The sequence below is a fragment of the Streptomyces sp. Tek67B01 genome (assembly GCF_055231995.1).
This window is the reverse complement of sequence record NZ_JBUYUY010000001.1, coordinates 3976704-3994461: the sequence shown is the minus strand read 5'-3', so window position 1 is coordinate 3994461 and position 17758 is coordinate 3976704. Positions and strand designations below refer to the sequence as shown.

Below are 17758 nucleotides of genomic sequence, written 5' to 3'. Positions count from 1 at the left end.
CGCCGTCGGCACACGCGGCGGCGCCCCGGAGGTTCGTGCCCTCCGGGGCGCCGTACGTAAGGAAGCGGGTCAGCGCTTGGCGTGGCGGCCCCGCGGGGCCGAGACCTGGGGGTCGGCCGAGCGCTGGTGGCCCACCGCGGCGGGGGGCTCGGCGGCCGCGGTCTTCTTGTGCTTGCGCGCCTTGAGCACCTCGAAGATCACCGGGATCACCGAGATGAGGACGATGCCGATGAAGATCGTCTCGATGTTGTTCTTGATGACGTCGAACCGGCCCAGGTTGTAGCCGAGCACGGTCACGCCCGCGCCCCAGCCGATACCGCCGATGACGTTGAACAGCAAGAAGGTGCGGTACTTCATCGCGCCCGCGCCCGCGACCATCGGGGCGAACGTACGGATGATCGGCACGAAACGGGCGAGCACGATGGCCTTGGGGCCGTGCTTGTCCATGAAGTCGTGCGCGGCGTCGAGGTTCTCCCGCTTGAACAGCCTGGAGTTGGGCCGGCTGAACAGCTTGGGGCCGAAGAACTTGCCGATCAGGAAACCCACCTGATCACCGAGGATCGCCGCCGCCACGATCAGCGTGCAGACCAGCCACAGCGGCTGGCTGATGTCACCGCTCGCGGTGAACAGGCCCGCCGTGAACAGCAGGGAGTCGCCGGGCAGGAACGCGAAGAGACCCGATTCCGCGAAGACGACGGCCAGGGTGCCGATCAGGCCGAACTGCCCGATCAGATACTCCGGGGACAGCCACTCAGGGCCGAGCGCAAGCGTGTACACGAGTTCCGGGCTCTCCTGGATCGGGGGATGTCCGCTTCGCGGCGCGCGACACGGGTGGTTTCAATCACGGGTGGTTTCAATTATGAACGCACACCGCCCCCACCGGGTTCCAGGGACCGGGAGGGGGCGGTACGAGGGGGGTGCCGGGACGGTGCGGGGACGGTGCGCGGGCCACGCCGTGGGTCACACGGCGCGGACGGCGTTCGCCAGGATGGCGTCCCGCAGGAAAACCGCCAGCCCCGGACGGACGGCGTCGTAGTACGCCGTGAACCGCTCGTCCGCGACGTACATCTCACCGAGGCGGGTGTGCATCTCGTACGAGCAGTCGTAATGGTTCGCGGTGATCGATCCGCGGTGTTCCTCGGCCAGGTCCATGGCCGCCTCGGACTCCGGGGCGGCGCCGGACTCCAGCAGCCGCGCCAGGCGCCGGTTGATGTCGTCCGCTTGGGCCTGGACGTGCCGCCAGTCCTCCTTCGTGTAGGAAGCCGCCCGCCGGGCGGACTGCTCGTACGCGTCGGAGTGGCCCCAGCGCTGCCGTGCTTCCGCCGCGTGCTCGTCTGGGTCGAAGTCCCCGAACACCTCGAACTTCTCCTCGGGGGTGAGGTCGATTCCCATCTGGTGCGCCTCCATGGCGTGCTCAACGGCCTTGGCCATCCGCTGGAGCCGGTCGATCCGGTCGGACAGGAGGGCGTGCTGCCGGCGCAGGTGCTCCCTCGGATCCGAGTCGGGGCCGTCCAGCAGGACCGCGACCTCTTCGAGCGGAAAGCCGAGCTCCCGGTAGAACAGGACGCGCTGCAACCGGTCGAGGTCGGCGTCGTCGTACCGCCGGTGCCCCGCCCCGCTGCGCCCGCTCGGACGGAGCAGGCCGATCTCGTCGTAGTGGTGCAGCGTGCGCACCGTGACTCCGGCGAAACCGGCGACCTGGCCCACGGAGTAGCCCATCGCTCCCGCTCCTTTGGTTGGGTACGCCCTTCACTGTGGGCCCTCACGCGGGGTGAGGTGCAAGTCCGCCCGCGTGGGACCGCCGCGCCGCCGTCCGCGTGCCGCCGCCGTCCACGTACCGCTTCCGGGCCGCCCCGGAGCGCTGCCCGGCCGCCCCGTACCGCTATCCGGCCGCCCCGGCCTCGGCCACCAGCTCGAAGGCCGTCTTGCCGTCCAGGGACTCGCGCACGATGTCGGCGTGCCCGGCGTGCCGGGCGAACTCCTCGATCAGGTGCAGCAGCATCCACCGCATCGACACCTTGCCGTCCTTGGGGAACCATGGCGCGTCGGGCAGCGGGAACGTCTCGTCCAGGCTCTCCAGGCCCGCGATGAAACCGGCCGTCTGCGCCGCCACGTCGTCCCAGAACGCGAGGATCTCCGCGGTCGTCTCCTCCCCGACGAGCCGGAAGGAGTCGCCCCAGGTCTCCTGCGTGCGCTGCCGTTCGTTCGGCCGCTGCTGCGCCATCCGCAGCCAGTTGAGCTCGCACTCCGCGCAGTGCTTCAGCAACCCCGACAAGGACAACTCGCTCGCGCTGGGACGGCTCGCCGCCTGCTCCTCGCTCAGACCGAGCAGCGAGCGGCGGATGCCGCCGCGCTGGGCCTCCACGAAGGAGAGGAGCGCGCCGCGCTCATCGCCGTAGGACTCCGCGGGAACGTGCGTGACCATGCTGACCGCCTCCGTAGGGGGTGCGTCTTGCTGTCTCCTGCCGGCCTTCCTGCCGACGAGGAACACGTTACGGAGACTTGCGGTCAACCTCTGTCCGCAACCCGGCGGTGCCTGGACCCGAGGCAGTGGATCAGAAGGGGAAGTTCGTCCGGCCGTGCTGCACGGAGATCCACTTCTGGGTCGTGAAGGCCTCCACCGTCGCCTCGCCGTTCAGGCGGCCGAGCCCCGAGGCCTTCTCGCCGCCGAACGCGGCCAGCGGCTCGTCGCCGATGGTGGAGTCGTTGACGTGGATCATCCCGGTCTCGATCCGCTGGGCGAACCGCACACCGCGCTCCACGTCCCGGGTGTGCACGGCGCCGCTGAGCCCGTACGGGGTGGCGTTCGTGAGGCGGACGGCCTCGTCCTCGCCGTCGAACACCACCAGCAGCGCCACCGGGCCGAAGATCTCCTGGCCCAGGAGCGGGGAGTCCTCGGGGAGTCCGGCCAGCACGGTCGGTTCGACGAGGTTGCCGCGCGTAGAACCGCGTACGAGCGCCTGCGCGCCCTCCTCGACGGCCCGCTCCACGAGGGCGGTCAGGGCGTCGGCCTGGAAGGAGTTGATCAGGGGGCCGATGTGGGTGTCGGCGTCGTGCGGGTCGCCGGTCTTCAGGCTCCGCACCCGGGCCGTGAACTTCTCGGTGAACTCCTCGGCGACGGAGGCGTCGACGAGGATGCGGTTGGCCGCCATACAGACCTGGCCCTGGTAGACGAAGCGGCTGAAGACGGCCGCGTCCACCGCGTAGTCGAGGTCGGCGTCGTCGAGGACGACCAGGGCGCTGTTGCCGCTGAGTTCCAGGACGGTCCGCTTGAAGTGGCGGGCGGCGACGGCGCCGACGTGCCGGCCGACCCGGTCGGAACCGGCGAAGGAGATGACCTTGGGGACGGGGTGGGTGAGGATCGCGTCGCCTATCTCGGCGATGTCGGTCACCAGGACGTTCAGCAGTCCGGCCGGGAGCCCCGCGTCCTCGAAGATCTTGGCGATGACCCCGCCGCCGACCACCGGGGCGTTCTGGTTCGGCTTGATCACGACGGCGTTGCCGAGCGCGAGCGCCGGGGCGACCGACTTCATCGTCACCAGGAACGGGAAGTTGAAGGGGCTGATGACGGCGATGACGCCGACCGGGAGGCGCTGGACGCGGTTCTCCTTGCCCTGGACCGGCGAGGGAAGGATGCGGCCTTCGGGGCGGACGGCCAGTTGGATCGCCTCGCGGATGAACTCCATCCCGAGGTGGACCTCGTACTCGGCCTTGGGGCGGGTCCCGCCGAGCTCGTCGATCATCGCCTCGACGATCTCCTTGCGGCGCTCCTCGGTGATCCGCAGGGCCCGCTCCAGGACGGCACGTCTCGCGTACGGGCTGGTGGCGGCCCATTCTCGCTGCGCGCGCTCGGCGGCGCGGTAGGCCCGGTCCACCTGGTCGACCGTGGCCGCGGTGATCGCCGCGAGCTTCTCACCGTTGTAGGGATTGACGTCGATGATGTCCCACGAACCGGCGCCGGGCAGCCATTCGCCATCGATGTACTGGTGAGCCAGGTCGTCGAATATGGACATGCCATCCCTTACTGCGAGCGCGCACCCGTGCGCTGCACCGGAGACCGATCGGTCGTCGTCATGCACTGATCAGACGTCATACTACGTGCGAATCAAGACAGTTGAAGGAGCCCGCGCAGGACATCGCGGGTCTGGTCGGGATCGGGGCAGTCCGCCTGGAGCCGCTCCATCGCCCGGGCGTACTGCGCCACTTCCTCGTCTTTGTCCAGGTAGAGCGCGCTGGTGAGCTGTTCCAGATAGACGATGTCCTGGAGGTCGGACTCCGGGAAGCGCAGCAGCGTGAACGCGCCGCTCTCGCCGGCGTGGCCGCCGAAGGAGAAGGGCATCACCTGGAGCTGGACGTTGGGGCGCTGGGACACCTCGATCAGGTGCTCCAACTGACCGCGCATCACGGCGCGGTCGCCGTACGGGCGGCGCAGCGCGGCCTCGTCGAGGACGGCGTGGAAGACGGGGGCGTTCTCGGAGACGAGGATCTTCTGGCGCTCCAGACGCAGCGCGACGCGACGGTCGATCTCGGCCGCTGTGGCGTCGGGCATGCCGCGCCTGACGACCGCCTGGGCGTAGGCCTCGGTCTGCAGCAGCCCGTGGATGAACTGGACCTCGTAGATGCGGATGAGGGAGGCGGCGCCTTCGAGGCCGATGTACGTCTGGAACCAGCCGGGCAGTACGTCGCCGTAACTGTGCCACCAGCCCGCCGCGTTGGCTTCGCGGACCAGACCCAGGAGGGACTCCCGCTCCGCGCCGTCCGTGACTCCGTAGAGCGTCAGGAGGTCTTCGACGTCCCGGGCCTTGAAGCTCACCCTTCCCAACTCCAAGCGGCTGATCTTCGATTCGGATGCGCGGATCGAGTAGCCGGCCGCCTCACGGGTGATGCCGCGGGATTCTCGGAGTCGCCTGAGCTGTGAGCCCAGGAGGATGCGGCGCACCACGGAACCGCTGGCTTCTGCGGTCACTAGTCCTGCCCTCCCCATCGCAATGGTGTGCGCGTGGTCAGCGCTGTCGTTTGCGTGCTGCGTCGCCGGGGCCCCCGAACCCCAGGGCCCGCAGTCTGCCACCAAAACGCACCTGCCCGTACTCGTTCTGTAACGGAATCCGGCGTCCCGGAAAAGAAGTCCGCAACTATGCGTAGGAAGAAATGAGCAAGAACCATGACGGACGGGACAGGTCCGGCGCGTGCACGTGCATCTGCCCTTGCATACGGCTTCGGCATTCGGAACGATGGTCCCCGCGCACCTGCGTGCTCTTCGCGCCGGCGCCGGACCCACCCCGCAGTTCTTTCTGGCCGGAGACGCCGCTCCGTCCGCGAATCCCGGGAGTGCCTCGCATGGGGACGAATGGATCGACCATGCTCGAGCCGTTACGGCAGGGGCTGCCCCCGGTCGACCCCACGGCCGTCTCGGGGTCCGCGTCCTGCGCCTTGCCCGCCCGGTTCGAAGCCGTGCGCGGAGCGCGCTCCTTCACCCGCTCGACGCTGTCCCAGTGGGGCCTCGACCAGCGCTTCGACGATGTGTCGCTCGTCGTCTCGGAACTCGTCACCAACGCGCTTCGCCATGCCCTGCCCGACGACGCGCGGGGGGTGGTCACGGACCCGGACGCCCCGGTACGGCTGCACCTGATGCGGTGGAGCACCCGGCTGGTGTGCGCGGTGCGGGACCCCAGCGAGGACCGGCCCGGCGGGGCGTTCTCGCCCGAGCGGACCGACGAGAACTGCGACCTGGAGTCCGGGCGCGGGCTGTTCCTGGTGGACTCGTACAGCGACAGTTGGGGCTGGCACCCGCTCGCGGGGCGACTGACCGGCAAGGTCGTCTGGGCGCTGTTCCTACTCCACGAGTGAGACGGCCGCGAACCGACGGGCGACACGCACGAACACACACGCCGGCCGGGATTGATCTCTGCGATCAGTCCCGGCCGGTGCACGTGCATGGCTGGATGTGGCGCTGTACCTCGTCCGGGACGATCGGCGGTTCAGATGACCAGATGATCGAACTCGCCGTCCTTGACGCCCAGCAGCAGCGCCACTATCTCGGCCGGCGTGTAGATGAGCGCCGGGCCGTCCGGGAAGCGCGAGTTGCGCATCGCGACGTCGCCGCCCGGCAGTTTGGCGAACTCGACACAGGAACCTTGTGAATTGCTGTGTCTGCTCTTCTGCCAGGTCAGCCCAAACAAGGAAGTGAGTTCTGCAGCTGCCATCCCGTTGTACGCGTGGTCCACAGGAAGCCCCCGATAGTGCAGATGTCAACTGCACGGGATCATAGCTCTGTTCAAGGACTGCTGCACGGGCAGATGCACGTGCACGGAGGGTGCCGTTGTGATCACCGGGTAGCCGACTCGGGTCCCCGTAGCCCCGCTGATCAGGCACGCAGCGCTTCGGAGAGCTCCTCCAGCGCCTCCAGCACGCGCCGCGCCGCCGCCCGCAGCACCCCTGACTCCTCGCCCTCCCACTCGGGATCGGCCAGAACGGCCCGGACCGCGCCCCACTCCGGGACGCGCCGCTCCCGCACCGCCCTCGCCCCCGCCTCGGCGTCGGTCCGCACCGCCTCGGCCAGCGCGGCCGCGCCGGGGACCGGGGCGTGGGCGCTGTCCGGGATGTGCGCCTCCAGCAGCATGACGGCCCGACCCAGCGCGGCCACGGCGTCGGCCGCCTCCTCGGCCGCCGCGCGGGACAACCCGCGGTGGCGCACCGGTTCGCCCGCCGCCCGCGCGAGCGCGTCCTGCCAGGCGATTCGGGCGTCCCGGGTGGCCAGCAGCGCCTGCCGGACGTCGTCCTCGCGCCCGGCGCCGCCCGGATCGGCGTACCGGGCGAGCACCGCCTGCGCGTACCGCCCGCATGCCGCGAGCCAGTCGGCGAGGAGGGCGCGCAGCCGAGGCGTCTCCCAGGCCGGGTAGAGGGCGTACCCGACCATCGCCAGGACCCCGCCGACCAGGGTGAGGGTGACCCGGTCGGGAACGGTCTGGTCCCAGCGCAGGCCTCCCATGCCGAGCAGGAACACCACGTAGGCGGAGAGACAGGCCTGCCCGACGATGTAACCCGTGCGCATCAGCGCGTACATCAGGCCCGCGCTGAGCACGGCCAGCAACCCGGAGAGGTACATCCCCGGCTGCGCGAGCCGCACGACGGCGGTGGCGACCGAGACCCCGACCAGCGTGCCGCCGAAACGGGCGACCGCCCGGGACCAGGTCTGGGTGAAATCGGGCCGCATCACCATCACGGAGGCCATCGGCGCCCAGTAGCCGTGCCCGAACGACAGCGCCTGGCCGATGGCGTAGCCCGCGCAGACGACGGCGGTGACCCGCAGGGCGTGCCGCAGCACCGGTGACCCCGGCCTCAGCTCGGCCCGTACCGCCTTCACCACCACCGGCACCAGGGCGGGCAGCGTGGGCCGCAGCATCGCGGCGCCGGGATCGGCGCTCCGGCCGGACCCGGGCTCAGCGGTCTCCAGTACCTCGTCCAGCAGCGCCGTCAGCCGGCGCGCGGCCCGCAGCGGGGCCCCCTGGAGCAGGTCACCCTGGTCCGGGGCTTTCAGCACGGCGAGGGAGGGAGCCGGGAGCCGGACCGGTTCCCCGTGCCGGATCGCCCGCGCCGCGGCGTCCAGGACCGCTCCGGCGGCGGCGAGGAGCTCGGACACCCGGTCCCGGGCCGGTCCTTCGGCGCGGGCCCCGACCGCCGGATCGGCCAGTGAGGCCAACACCGGCCGGATCCGCTCCGCGAGCCCCCGCGCCCCGTGCAGCTCGGCGGGCCGACGACGGGCCTGGCGGGCGGTGACGGTGGCGGCGTCCCGCGCCTTCATCAGGGGCTGCGGGTCGAAGGAGGCCAAGGGGTCGTGGCGCAGCCGGCGGGCGTAGTCGGCCTCCGCGGCGAGCGCGTCGGCGAGGGCGTCGCGCTGGGCGCCCCAGCGGCGGATCGGGAACAGGACGATGAGCAGCGCCTGCACGACACCGCCGGCGGCGATCATCGCGGCGTGACCGGCCGCCTGCGGGGCGGACGTCGGCAGGGTGACGGTGACCAGCATGATCGCGACGTTGCCGGAGGCGATGATCCCGGCGGTGGGGCCGGCCGCCCACAACAGGCCGGCGAGGAAGGTCCAGACGGCGAGCAGGGCCAAGAACGCCAGGGTGTGGCGGGAGCCGACCAGGTAGCCGACGAAGGTGGACACGGCCAGCGTCAGGCCGGAGGCCAGCGCCAGCACGGGGCGCGGGCGCCAGCTCTGCTGGAGGGTGGAGGTGGCGGCCGCGAACGCCCCGAAGGCCGAACTGGCGGCGGCGCCCGGCCCGAGGAGGGCCAGCCCGACGGCGATCACGATCGCCAGCCCGGCCGCGGCTCGCACGGCGACGAGCGGCTCCAGCCGGGCCCGCTCGACCTTCATGCCGGCCCGGGCGGTGTCCTTCAGCGCCCGGAGCCAGCTCATGGGAGCGAGCGTAACGGGACGGGCGTGGCCGGTAGCGGAGCCCGCGCGGCCGGCGGCGCGCGGCGGGGGCGGGGCCGGGCGGGGGGGCTCGGCGGTTGGGGGCCGGCCGGGGAGGTCAGCCGGGGGGGGTCAGCCGGGGAGGGGGTGACGGCGGCCGGCCATGTGGGCGCGGTCGGCGGCGGCCGTGCCGTCCTCCCAGCCCGCGTGGTCGGTGGCGCCGCGCAGGCGGGTGGTCGTGGTGCGGGGGAACATCTCCTCCGCACGGGAGGTGACGGCGACGTCCCGGGCCACCAGCGCGGGCAGATGGGCCGGGCTCTCGGACGCGGTGTGCTCCGCGGTCTCGGCGAGGCGGTGGCCGAGCCGGCTGGCGTAGGCGAGGAGGAAGGACTGCCGGAAGGTCTTGGTGCGCTTCCGGCCGCCCGAGCGCTGCGCGGCCTCGGCGCGGGTCATCGCCGCCGTACCCTGCACGAGCAGCGAGGTGTACAGCAGCTCCACCGCCTCCAGGTCGCTCTCGAAGCCGACCACCGTGGAGAAGAAGAAGCCGCTGTTCCACACCGCGCGGCAGCGGTTCGCGGTGGCCACCGCGTCGAGGAGTACGGCCTTGGCCTCCTCGTACGGCGGCTCGACGCCGATGCGACAGGCGCCGGGCGTCCGCGCCGGCCCCCCGCCCCCGGCCGCGAGCAGGGCCTCGTCGACGGTGTGCCGGGCCATCAGCTCCTGGGCCTTCGCGCTCAGCGCCTCCGCCTCCTCCGGGTAGGTGGTGGCCTCGGCCTTCGCGAGCAGCGCGCGGATGCGGCCGAGCATCCGGGGCTCGATGTGGGCGTGCTCGGAAAGGGCGGTCGGGTCGCCCGGGAGCGGACCGACCGGCTCGATCGACGGCAGCCGGATCAGCAGCCGGAACACCTCCAGCACCGCCGTCGCCAGCGTGAACCGGTCCGTCTTCTCGCGCTGCGCGAGCCGGTCGCCGTAGCGGGCGTCCTGCGACCACCACACCTCGGCGTCCGTCCACCGCTCCGGCAGCCGGGCGTAGCGGCGCGCCTCGGCGGCGATGAGGTCGGAGGTGATCCGTACGTGCCGCTCCTCCAACTCCCGCCGGACCAACCGAAGCACGTCCGCCGGCCGCCAGCCCCGCTCCCAGGCCTGCCGCACGTACGTCTCCCCCCGCCCCAAGAACTCCGCCGCGACCCCGCCCCACCGGGCGTCATCGGCGGCGAGCAGCGAGGCACCGGTATCCAGCGCGGCGTCGTCCTGGGCGTAGAGGGCAACTCGGCAGGCGCGGTCGACAATGTCTTTCACCCCTCCACCCTGACACGCCACCCCGCCGGCTCGGGCGCGGGGCCGAACCCAGCCCGGGGGGCAAATCCGGCCCGGAAACAAACCCAGCCCGGCGGACAAATCCAGCCTCGCCGGCGATTGAGGCGCAGGGCCCGGGGCGGAGCCGGAGCCGCGCAGCGCAACGCCCCCGCACCAACCCGGCCGCCCCGCCAACCCCATCGCCGCCGACGAATCGGGCGCGGCCAGCCCGGCGGGCAAACCCAGCCCCGCCGGCGATTGAGGCTCGGGGCCCGGGGCGGAACCCCGGAAAGCCAGGGCGGAGCCGGGGCCGCGCAGCGCAGCGCCCCCGCGCCACAACCCACCGGCACCCCCACTGTCGGCCCCCGGTGGGACACTCGCACCCATGAACGAGCACGCCACCCGCTGGGCCCTCGCCGAGGACGCCGACGGCTGGTGGCACGCCGCCCCCCTGTCCCCCACCGGGACCGCCCCACTGCGCGTGCGCGACCCCGCCGAGGCGGTCCGCGCCGCGCCCACGGACACGCGGTGGGTCTGGCAGTCGACCACCGCTGTCTACCCCCGCCTGCTCACCGCCGGAGTACGCGTCGAGCGGTGCTACGACATCGAGGAGGCCGAGCAACTGCTGCTCCGCCACGAGGGCCGGTTCGGGGAGCCCCGCTCCGCCGCGGCCGCCTGGGCCCGGCTGCGGGGGCTGCCGGTCCCGCCCGACCCCCCGGCACGCGCCGCGGAGCCGGGAACGCAGGACTCGCTGTTCGATCCGCGCCCGGCCCCGGTCCCCCTGGACGCCCTCATCGCCGTCCACGCCGACCAGGCGGCACGGCACGACGCCACCGCCCACCCCGACCGCACGCGCCTGCTCACCGCCGCCGAGTCCGCCGCGTTCCTCATCGCCGCCGAGATGCACCGCGCCGGACTGCCCTGGCGGGCCGACGTACACCGGGCCCTTCTCACCGAGCTGCTCGGCGAGCGCTACGCCGGCAGCGGCCAACCCAGGCGTCTCGCGGAACTCACCGACCGGATCTCCGCCGCGTTCGGCCGCCGCGTGCACCCCGAGCTGCCCGCCGACGTCGTCAAGGCCTTCGCCGAGGCCGGCATCAAGCTCAAGTCCACCCGCCGCTGGGAGATCCAGGGGCTCGACCACCCGGCCGTGGCACCGCTCATCGAGTTCAAGAAGCTGTACCGGATCTACACCGCCCACGGCTGGTCCTGGCTCGGGGACTGGGTCCACGACGGTCGCTTCCGGCCCGAGTTCATCCCCGGCGGCACCCTGACGGGCCGCTGGGTGACCAACGGCGGCGGCGCCCTACAGATCCCCAAGGTGATCCGCCGGGCCGTCGTCGCGGACCCCGGCTGGCGGCTCGTCGTCGCCGACGCCGACCAGATGGAACCGCGGGTACTCGCCGCGATCTCCCGCGATCCGGCCTTCATGGAGGTGGCCGGCCGCCCGGAGGACCTCTACACCTCCATCTCCCGCCAAGGCTTCTCCGGCGACCGGGACAAGGCCAAACTGGCCGTGCTCGGCGCCGTCTACGGACAGACCTCCGGAGACGGCCTCAAGAATCTGGCCGCCCTCCGCCGCCGGTTCCCCCGGGCCGTGGCGTACGTGGACGACGCCGCGAAGGCGGGCGAAGAGGGCCGCCTGGTGCGCACCTGGCTCGGCCGGACCTGCCCGCCACCCGCCGGCCCCGCCGAGGACGACGGCGAGGCCGGGCTCCCGCAGGACCGGGAGGACGGCGCCTGGACCCCCGGCTACGCCTCGACCGACACCCGCGCCCGGGGCCGCTTCACGCGCAACTTCGTCGTACAGGGCAGCGCCGCCGACTGGGCGCTGCTGATGCTCGCCGCCCTGCGGCAGTCCATCGCTGGCGCCGGGCTGCGCGCCGAACTGGTCTTCTTCCAGCACGACGAGGTGATCGTGCACTGCCCGGCCGAGGAAGCCGAGGCCGTCGCGGAGGCCATCCGCGCCGCCGGTGACCTGGCCGGCCGGATCACCTTCGGCGAAACCCCGGTCCGCTTCCCGTTCAGTACGGCCGTCGTGGAGTGCTACGCGGACGCGAAGTGAGCCCGGTCTTCCCCGTCTTCGCCTAACGCCGGCAAATGTTTCACGTGAAACACGCTTGATCCACGAACAGTTCGCCCCGGCACGGCTCGACTGAACTCGACTCGGCTCGGCTCGGCTCTCAGTCGAGGTCGTGGAAGTAGATGTGGTACCCCTCCCGCACGAACCCCTCCGACTCGTACAGGCCCTGCGCGATGTGGTTGTCGTAGGCCGTCTCCAACTGGACGCCGGCGACTCCGGCCTCCGCCGCCCGGCGCAGGACCTCGTGCAAGAGCGCCCGGCCCGCGCCGGTGCGGCGGCCGGAGGGGGCCACGTACAGATCGCTGAGGATCCACATGGGTCGCAGCAGCAGTGACGCGAAGGTCCGGTAGACCTGGGCAAAGCCGACCGTTCCCACCTCCGGGACGTCGGCCAGGAGGACCAGCGACTCGTCACCCCGGATTCGCTCGGCGAGGAAGGCGCCCGGGGCGCCCGGGTCCTCGACCTTCACCTCGTAGAAGTCGAGGTAGCCGCGGAACAGCTCGGCCGCCACCTCGACGTCCGCCTCCCCGGCCACCCGCAGCCGCACCTGCTCGTCCCGCCGCCCCGGCGTCTGATCGTCCATGCGGCCCATTGTGCGCGAACGGGGTGGGGGTGTGGTGGGAGGGGTTCAGTGGCCGGTCACGGGCTGGGCGGGCAGATCGAAGACGTGCTGCGGAGTCACCGTCTTGGTGATCGCCTGGCCGAAGAGAGTGCTGGGCTCGGAGCCCTGGTACGTGATGTCCGTGTTGAGCAGTACCACCAGCGTGGCCTGCGGGCCGGGCAGGTAGATGGTCAGGGACTCGTAGCCGGGCAGCGAACCGTTGTGCCCGATCCAGCCTTCGACGTTGAAGATGCCGAGCCCGTAACCGGAGTCCGGGATGTTGTCCGCCTCCAGGACCTTCAACCGCTGGGCCTGGGTCTGGGGCGTCAGCAGCGTACCGGTGGCCAGCACCTTGGCCCACGTCTTCAGGTCGTCGCGGTCGGAGATCATCGCCCCGGCGGCCCAGCCCCAGGAGGGGTTCCAGTCCGCCGCGTCCTCCGTCTTCCCGGAGGCCGTCTGGTTCGTGTAGCCCTGCGCGTGCGGGTTCGGGAACTCGGCGCCGGCGGGGAACAACGTGTGGTGCAGCCCGGCGGGTTCGATCACGTTGTGCCGGATGTAGTCGGAGAGCTTGTCCCCACTGACCTTCTCCACCACCAGACCCAGCAGGATCAAGTTCGTGTTGCAGTAGAAGAACTGGGCTCCCGGCGCGAACATCACCGGGTGCTTGAAGGAGTACGCCAGCAGTTCCCGTGGGGTGAACGGGCGGCGGGGGTTACCGGTCAGCGCCTTGTAGAACCCGGGGTCCGCCGAGTAGTTGAACAGGCCGCTGCGCATCTCGGCGAGCTGACGCAGGGTGATTTTGCCGCCGTTCGGAACCCCCGAGACGTACTTGCCGATGGGATCGTCGAGCCCGATCTTGCCCTGGTCGACCAGCCTCAGCAGGGCGGTGACCGTGAACGTCTTGGTCTCGCTGCCGATCCGCATGTTCAGATTCGGTGTCATCGGGGCGCCGGTCGCCTTGTCGGCCACACCGAAAGCGCGTTCGTAGGTCCCCTTGCCGGGTGCCGAGAGGGAGACGATCACCCCGGGGACGTGGGCTTCCTTCATCACCTTCTGGACGTCCTCGTCCAACTGCCGCTTCACGTCGGGCGTCAGCTGCGCGAACTCGTCGGCCGTCGGGGGCGACGGCTGCGTCGTCGTACGCGTCACGGATACCGGTGCGGCCGAGGAGCCAGGCGTATCCCAGGCATAGCCGGCGCTCACTCCGAGCGGCACGACCACGAGCCCCACCGCGGCCGCCCCGACCGCCGCACCGCGCCACCGTTTCGTCATGCCTGGCCTCCTACCACGAGACCCCCGAGCACCACCAACCCAACCTAGCCCGCCCCCCTCACCCCGGCGACCGGAACCAGCCACCGGGAGGCCCCGACAGCCCCGGCCAAAACCGTGGAACACGCGAGCCGCAGACCCGAACGGCAAGCCATACAGCGGCTGTTGTCCGCGCGCTTCACAGTAGGAGGGTCGACTCCCACTTGGTACCACAGCCAGCGACGACTACGCGCGGTGACCCCCGATCCCACCAAGTGGATCTTCTCTTTCGGGTGCACCGATCGGATGTTAGCTTGCCCCACGCCATCACACGCCAGAGCGTCACCGGGACGGGCGGCCGCGACGCTTCGTGGCCGGAAGGAGACACCAGTGGGTCATCAGGCGGCTGCTCAGCAGCTCCGTGCTGCCACACCCGAGATCATCGAGGCGTACCGGGCGGCGCTGGGACGACTCGGCAGCCCACTGGTGTCCCGCGAGGACATCTGGCGCCAGTGCCGCCATCAGGCGGAGAACATCGTGGCCGAGTGCGCGCAGGCCCTGGAGGCCGGTGAGCACGCGGAGCCCCCGGGCGTCCGCGAGTACTCCCGGCTGCTGGGGGCCCACCGCGTCGTCCAGCAGGTGCCGGTGTCCGAGTCGGTACGGGCGGCCGAGGTGCTCTGGCAGGCCATGCAGGTCGCGGTGGGAGAAGCCGTCGAACTGGTGGAGGTCGATCAGCGGCACACGGCGGCGCAGACGGTGAGCACCGCCTTCCGGGCCGCTGCCGGGAGCCGGCTGTACCAGGGGATCAGGGGCTACGAGGAGGCCCTGCGGCCGCCCGCCCCCGAAGCGCCGGAGCGGGGTTCCGAGGCCCTGGTGGACGCACCGGACGCGCAGGCCCTCGACCTGCTCACGCTGAGGGAGCGGCAGATCCTGGAAGCGGTGCGCGCGGGACTGACGAACCGCCTGATAGGCCGCCGGTTCGAGATCAGCGAGGCGACCGTCAAGCGCCATCTGCACAACGCCTACCGCAAACTCGGGGCCGGCTCCCGGGTGCAAGCGCTGAACAAGGCCTTCCCGGGCCAGGGTTGACCGCACGACGGGCTCACCCGGCGACGAGCGCCGCGCCGAGCGCCGCGCCGAAGGCGGCGCCGAGCGTGCCCAGCATCAGCAGGTTCGCGACGTACTGCGTCACCATGAACGCCCGGTAGGCGCCGCGCCGTTGCTCGCGGTCGGCGTTTGGCCTCCGGGCGTCCCGAACCACCCGGAAGACCACCCACGCCGCCCCGACCGCCACCGGCACCGTCCCCACGAGGCCCTGCGGTGCCCACAGCGCGGCAGCGGCGGCGCCGGCCACGCCGACCAGCACGGCACCCGCCACGGCCAGGGCCCGCGCCGCCGCCACGCCACGGACGACAGCCACCGTCCGCCGCCCCCCGGCCGCGTCCCCGCCGGCGTCGCCCAGGTCCTTGACCAGGGAGCCGACCAGAGCCATCCAGGCCGACATCACGCAGCCGAACACCGCGCCCGTCACGGTCCACCCGGACCCGGCCGCCGATACACCGGCCGCGTACGAGGTCGCTCCCAGGCCGAACACCACCACCGCGCAGAGCACGCTCGACTCCTTCGCCCGCACCGGAGAGGCCGAGTACGCCCAGCCGAGCAGCAGGAAGCCCACCACCCACCCGAACACCCCGGCCCCCGCCAGCCCGCCGAACGCCAGCGCGGCGACGGCCAGCAGGGCCGTGACGGTCGCGGCGGAGCGGACCGAGAGGTCGCCCCGGGCGATCGGACGCCTGGAGCCGTTCGCCCGGTCCTCCCGGACGTCCGTCACCCCGTTGAGCAGGTACGCGCAGGCGACGGCGCACCACCAGGCCGCCATGCCGAGCACGACCCGGCCCGGCGCCTGTGGCGGCGTGGCGGCCGACACCGTCCCCACCGCGAAACGCAGCAGGAAGACCAGCTGTACCGACGGGCGCGCCTCCGCCCAGCACAGGCGAGCCGCCCGTGCCGCGGCAGACAATCGGAGACCCGGAATGCGAGCCGGAACGGGGACGCTCAGGTAGCCAGCGGAATTCATCACGACCGCAGCCTAGGAATGGCCTCGGGCGCGTCGCCATACAACCATGGGCGTACGTGGTGTACACCCCCACTGAGCCCTTGGTGGCAAGGCGTTGCGGAATCCCGAATTCCTGCGACACGATGGCGATGCCGCGGCCCGGTGACCTGATCCGGAGGCCACGGTGGGGGTAATGGAAAACACCCGTACCGGAATCCCTGCCTCCGCGAATGTGCCGGAGTGCGCGGCAAGCCCCAGAAAGGGGCACCGACCCTCTCACCCCCTCATTCGAAACGGCAGGGCCCGTAGAAATGGATGCTCAGGTGGAAAGGTTGCAGCAGACCACGAAGCTGATCTCCCAGACGCAAGTCCTCGAAGGTGGAGGGGGATGGCACCGCGCCGCCCTCGACGAGATCGCATCACGGCTCGCCGGTCCGGACTTCCCGTGCGTCTTCTCCCGGAACGCGTTCCGCAAGCAGCTCCTCAGGTTCGCTTTCGTGGAGAGCGCCGACAGTGACGGCTTCCGGCACCTGGCGCAGGCCCTCACCGAGTACGTCGAGCTGTCCCGGGACTGGGACGGTCAGCTCGACACCGCATATCCCCTGCTCGTGATGTTCTCGAAGGAGGCCGTCACCGGGGCCACCGTCGAGGAGTACCACGCCTTCGGCTGGCGGGTGCTGCAAGAACTGCACCACCTCGATCCCGCACCGTGGCCGACCGGGGTCGGCGACGATCCGGATTCCGCATCCTGGTCGATGTGCTTCAACGGGATGCCGTTGTTCTGCAACATGAGCAATCCGGCACACCGGAACCGACGCAGCAGAAACCTCGGCGAGCACTTCGCCATCGTCGTCAATCCACGGGAACGCTTCGACGTGTTCGCCGGAGAGACGCCGAGCGGCCGGAAGGTCCGCGCGAACATCCGCAACCGAATACACCGCTACGACGGAATTCGACACTCGCCACAATTGGGCTCATACGGCGTCGGAGCCCTCGAATGGCTCCAGTACGGGCTCATCGAGGAAAACGCCGAGCGAAAGGGAATCTGCCCTTTCCGACCCCAGACGGCTTTTGAAAACGAACAGGAGATCCTCACCAAATGATCGAGCTCATCGTGTCCCAGGGGCGGGTGGCAGACCGGGAGCCCCGGATGATCGAGGGTGCCGCCCGCATCGCGCGGGCCTTGGAGGAGCGCTACGGACTCACCGGCCGCTTCGTCGGGGAGCCCGCGCCCCCCGCGGACGACGACTGGAGCGTCAGCCTTCCCCAAGCACGGGACACGCTGACCGGGCTGCGCCGGGCCGTCACCGAGAGCATCGCGAACGGCAGCCGGACGGTCATGATCTCCAACACCTGCTCGGCGAGCCTCGGCACCCTGCCGGTGGTGGCCAGGGAGCACCCGGACGCCGTTGTGCTCTACATCGACGGGCACGGCGACTTCAACACGCCGGAGACGACCGGCACCGGCTACCTGGGCGGCATGGTCCTCGCCGGCGCCTGCGGACTCTGGGACAGCGGCCACGGTTCCGGCCTGCGCCCCGGGCAGGCCGTCCTGGTCGGGTCCCGCGACATCGACGAGGCCGAGGCCGAGCTGATCGCCGAGCACGGCGTCCGGGTCATCCCCCCGGCGCAGACGACGGCGGAGAACATCCTGGCCGCCATCGGCGACTCCCCGGTGTGGGTGCACATCGACTGGGACGTCCTCGAACCGGGACACGTACCGGCCGACTACACGGTGCCGGACGGCCTGCTCCCGTCGCAGATCCGGGCGATCTTCGAGGCGATTCCGGCGGAGCAGCTCCGCGGCGTCGAACTGGCCGAGTTCAACGCCCCGTTGAACGAGGAACTCAGCGCCCGGGCGGTCGAGACGATCCTCGACATGATCGCGCCCGCCTTCGAGAAGGTCCCGGCCGCCAGGCCCTGACTCCCCAAGCCCTGACTCCCCGAGCTCCGGGATAAGACCCCGAGAGACACACCACGGGCTCGGCCGGCCGCCGGCCCCCCGCGGCCGGTCCGCCCCACCGGCCCCGCCCCCCCCACCTGACAGATCCCCGCGGA

16 protein-coding genes are annotated in these 17758 nt (G+C 71.5%); 5 read left to right on the top strand and 11 right to left on the bottom strand.

The window, feature by feature from the left end:
* Positions 1-69: 69 nt before the first annotated feature.
* From ACV7NM_RS17995 to ACV7NM_RS17975, 5 genes are all read right to left on the bottom strand, one after another.
* Positions 70-777, bottom strand: coding sequence for a DedA family protein (locus ACV7NM_RS17995; protein WP_463411219.1), 708 nt, complete (start codon positions 775-777; stop codon positions 70-72).
* Positions 778-960: 183 nt separating this feature from the next.
* The gene (locus ACV7NM_RS17990) at positions 961-1719 is read right to left on the bottom strand and encodes a MerR family transcriptional regulator (RefSeq protein WP_463411218.1); all 759 of its coding nucleotides are present in this window, start codon (positions 1717-1719) and stop codon (positions 961-963) included.
* Positions 1720-1882: 163 nt separating this feature from the next.
* A complete protein-coding gene (locus tag ACV7NM_RS17985; protein ID WP_463411217.1) occupies positions 1883-2425 on the bottom strand; it encodes a DinB family protein in 543 nt (180 codons plus the stop codon).
* A gap of 130 nt (positions 2426-2555) precedes the next feature.
* Positions 2556-4013, bottom strand: a complete 1458-nt coding sequence (locus ACV7NM_RS17980; RefSeq protein WP_463411216.1) for an aldehyde dehydrogenase family protein — start codon at positions 4011-4013, stop codon at positions 2556-2558.
* Positions 4014-4105: 92 nt separating this feature from the next.
* Positions 4106-4984, bottom strand: coding sequence for a helix-turn-helix domain-containing protein (locus ACV7NM_RS17975; RefSeq protein WP_463411215.1), 879 nt, complete (start codon positions 4982-4984; stop codon positions 4106-4108).
* Between the two features lie 374 nt (positions 4985-5358).
* Between ACV7NM_RS17975 and ACV7NM_RS17970 the strand changes: the two genes are divergently transcribed.
* Complete coding sequence (locus ACV7NM_RS17970) at positions 5359-5847, top strand: ATP-binding protein (protein WP_463411214.1); 489 nt, start codon at positions 5359-5361, stop codon at positions 5845-5847.
* A gap of 131 nt (positions 5848-5978) precedes the next feature.
* Here the strand turns inward: ACV7NM_RS17970 and ACV7NM_RS17965 are convergent, their stop codons facing one another.
* From ACV7NM_RS17965 to ACV7NM_RS17955, 3 genes are all read right to left on the bottom strand, one after another.
* A complete protein-coding gene (locus ACV7NM_RS17965) occupies positions 5979-6224 on the bottom strand; it encodes a DUF397 domain-containing protein (RefSeq protein WP_190185982.1) in 246 nt (81 codons plus the stop codon).
* A gap of 140 nt (positions 6225-6364) precedes the next feature.
* A complete protein-coding gene (locus ACV7NM_RS17960) occupies positions 6365-8419 on the bottom strand; it encodes an FUSC family protein (RefSeq protein WP_463411213.1) in 2055 nt (684 codons plus the stop codon).
* A gap of 129 nt (positions 8420-8548) precedes the next feature.
* On the bottom strand, positions 8549-9715 hold the full coding sequence (locus tag ACV7NM_RS17955) for a DUF2786 domain-containing protein (RefSeq protein ID WP_463411212.1): 1167 nt from the start codon (positions 9713-9715) through the stop codon (positions 8549-8551).
* 382 nt (positions 9716-10097) lie between these two features.
* Here ACV7NM_RS17955 and ACV7NM_RS17950 point away from each other — a divergent pair, with 382 nt between their 5' ends.
* Positions 10098-11777, top strand: a complete 1680-nt coding sequence (locus ACV7NM_RS17950) for a bifunctional 3'-5' exonuclease/DNA polymerase (protein ID WP_463411211.1) — start codon at positions 10098-10100, stop codon at positions 11775-11777.
* A gap of 118 nt (positions 11778-11895) precedes the next feature.
* On the opposite strand, the gene ACV7NM_RS17945 is transcribed toward ACV7NM_RS17950, so the two are convergent.
* Both ACV7NM_RS17945 and ACV7NM_RS17940 read right to left on the bottom strand, forming a co-directional pair.
* Complete coding sequence (locus ACV7NM_RS17945) at positions 11896-12378, bottom strand: GNAT family N-acetyltransferase (RefSeq protein ID WP_463411210.1); 483 nt, start codon at positions 12376-12378, stop codon at positions 11896-11898.
* Positions 12379-12423: 45 nt separating this feature from the next.
* A complete protein-coding gene (locus tag ACV7NM_RS17940) occupies positions 12424-13668 on the bottom strand; it encodes a serine hydrolase domain-containing protein (protein ID WP_463411209.1) in 1245 nt (414 codons plus the stop codon).
* Positions 13669-14034: 366 nt separating this feature from the next.
* Here ACV7NM_RS17940 and ACV7NM_RS17935 point away from each other — a divergent pair, with 366 nt between their 5' ends.
* Positions 14035-14733, top strand: coding sequence for a helix-turn-helix transcriptional regulator (locus ACV7NM_RS17935; protein WP_463411208.1), 699 nt, complete (start codon positions 14035-14037; stop codon positions 14731-14733).
* A 13-nt stretch (positions 14734-14746) separates the two neighbouring features.
* Here the strand turns inward: ACV7NM_RS17935 and ACV7NM_RS17930 are convergent, their stop codons facing one another.
* Positions 14747-15664 carry a UbiA family prenyltransferase gene (locus tag ACV7NM_RS17930; protein ID WP_463411207.1) on the bottom strand — a complete coding sequence of 306 codons (918 nt, stop codon included), beginning with the start codon at positions 15662-15664 and terminating at the stop codon, positions 14747-14749.
* Between the two features lie 368 nt (positions 15665-16032).
* Between ACV7NM_RS17930 and ACV7NM_RS17925 the strand changes: the two genes are divergently transcribed.
* The gene (locus tag ACV7NM_RS17925; protein WP_463411206.1) at positions 16033-16803 is read left to right on the top strand and encodes a YqcI/YcgG family protein; all 771 of its coding nucleotides are present in this window, start codon (positions 16033-16035) and stop codon (positions 16801-16803) included.
* A complete protein-coding gene (locus ACV7NM_RS17920; RefSeq protein ID WP_463411205.1) occupies positions 16800-17624 on the top strand; it encodes an arginase family protein in 825 nt (274 codons plus the stop codon). The genes ACV7NM_RS17925 and ACV7NM_RS17920 overlap by 4 nt, the downstream gene beginning before the upstream one ends.
* The last annotated feature ends 134 nt before the right edge of the window (positions 17625-17758 follow it).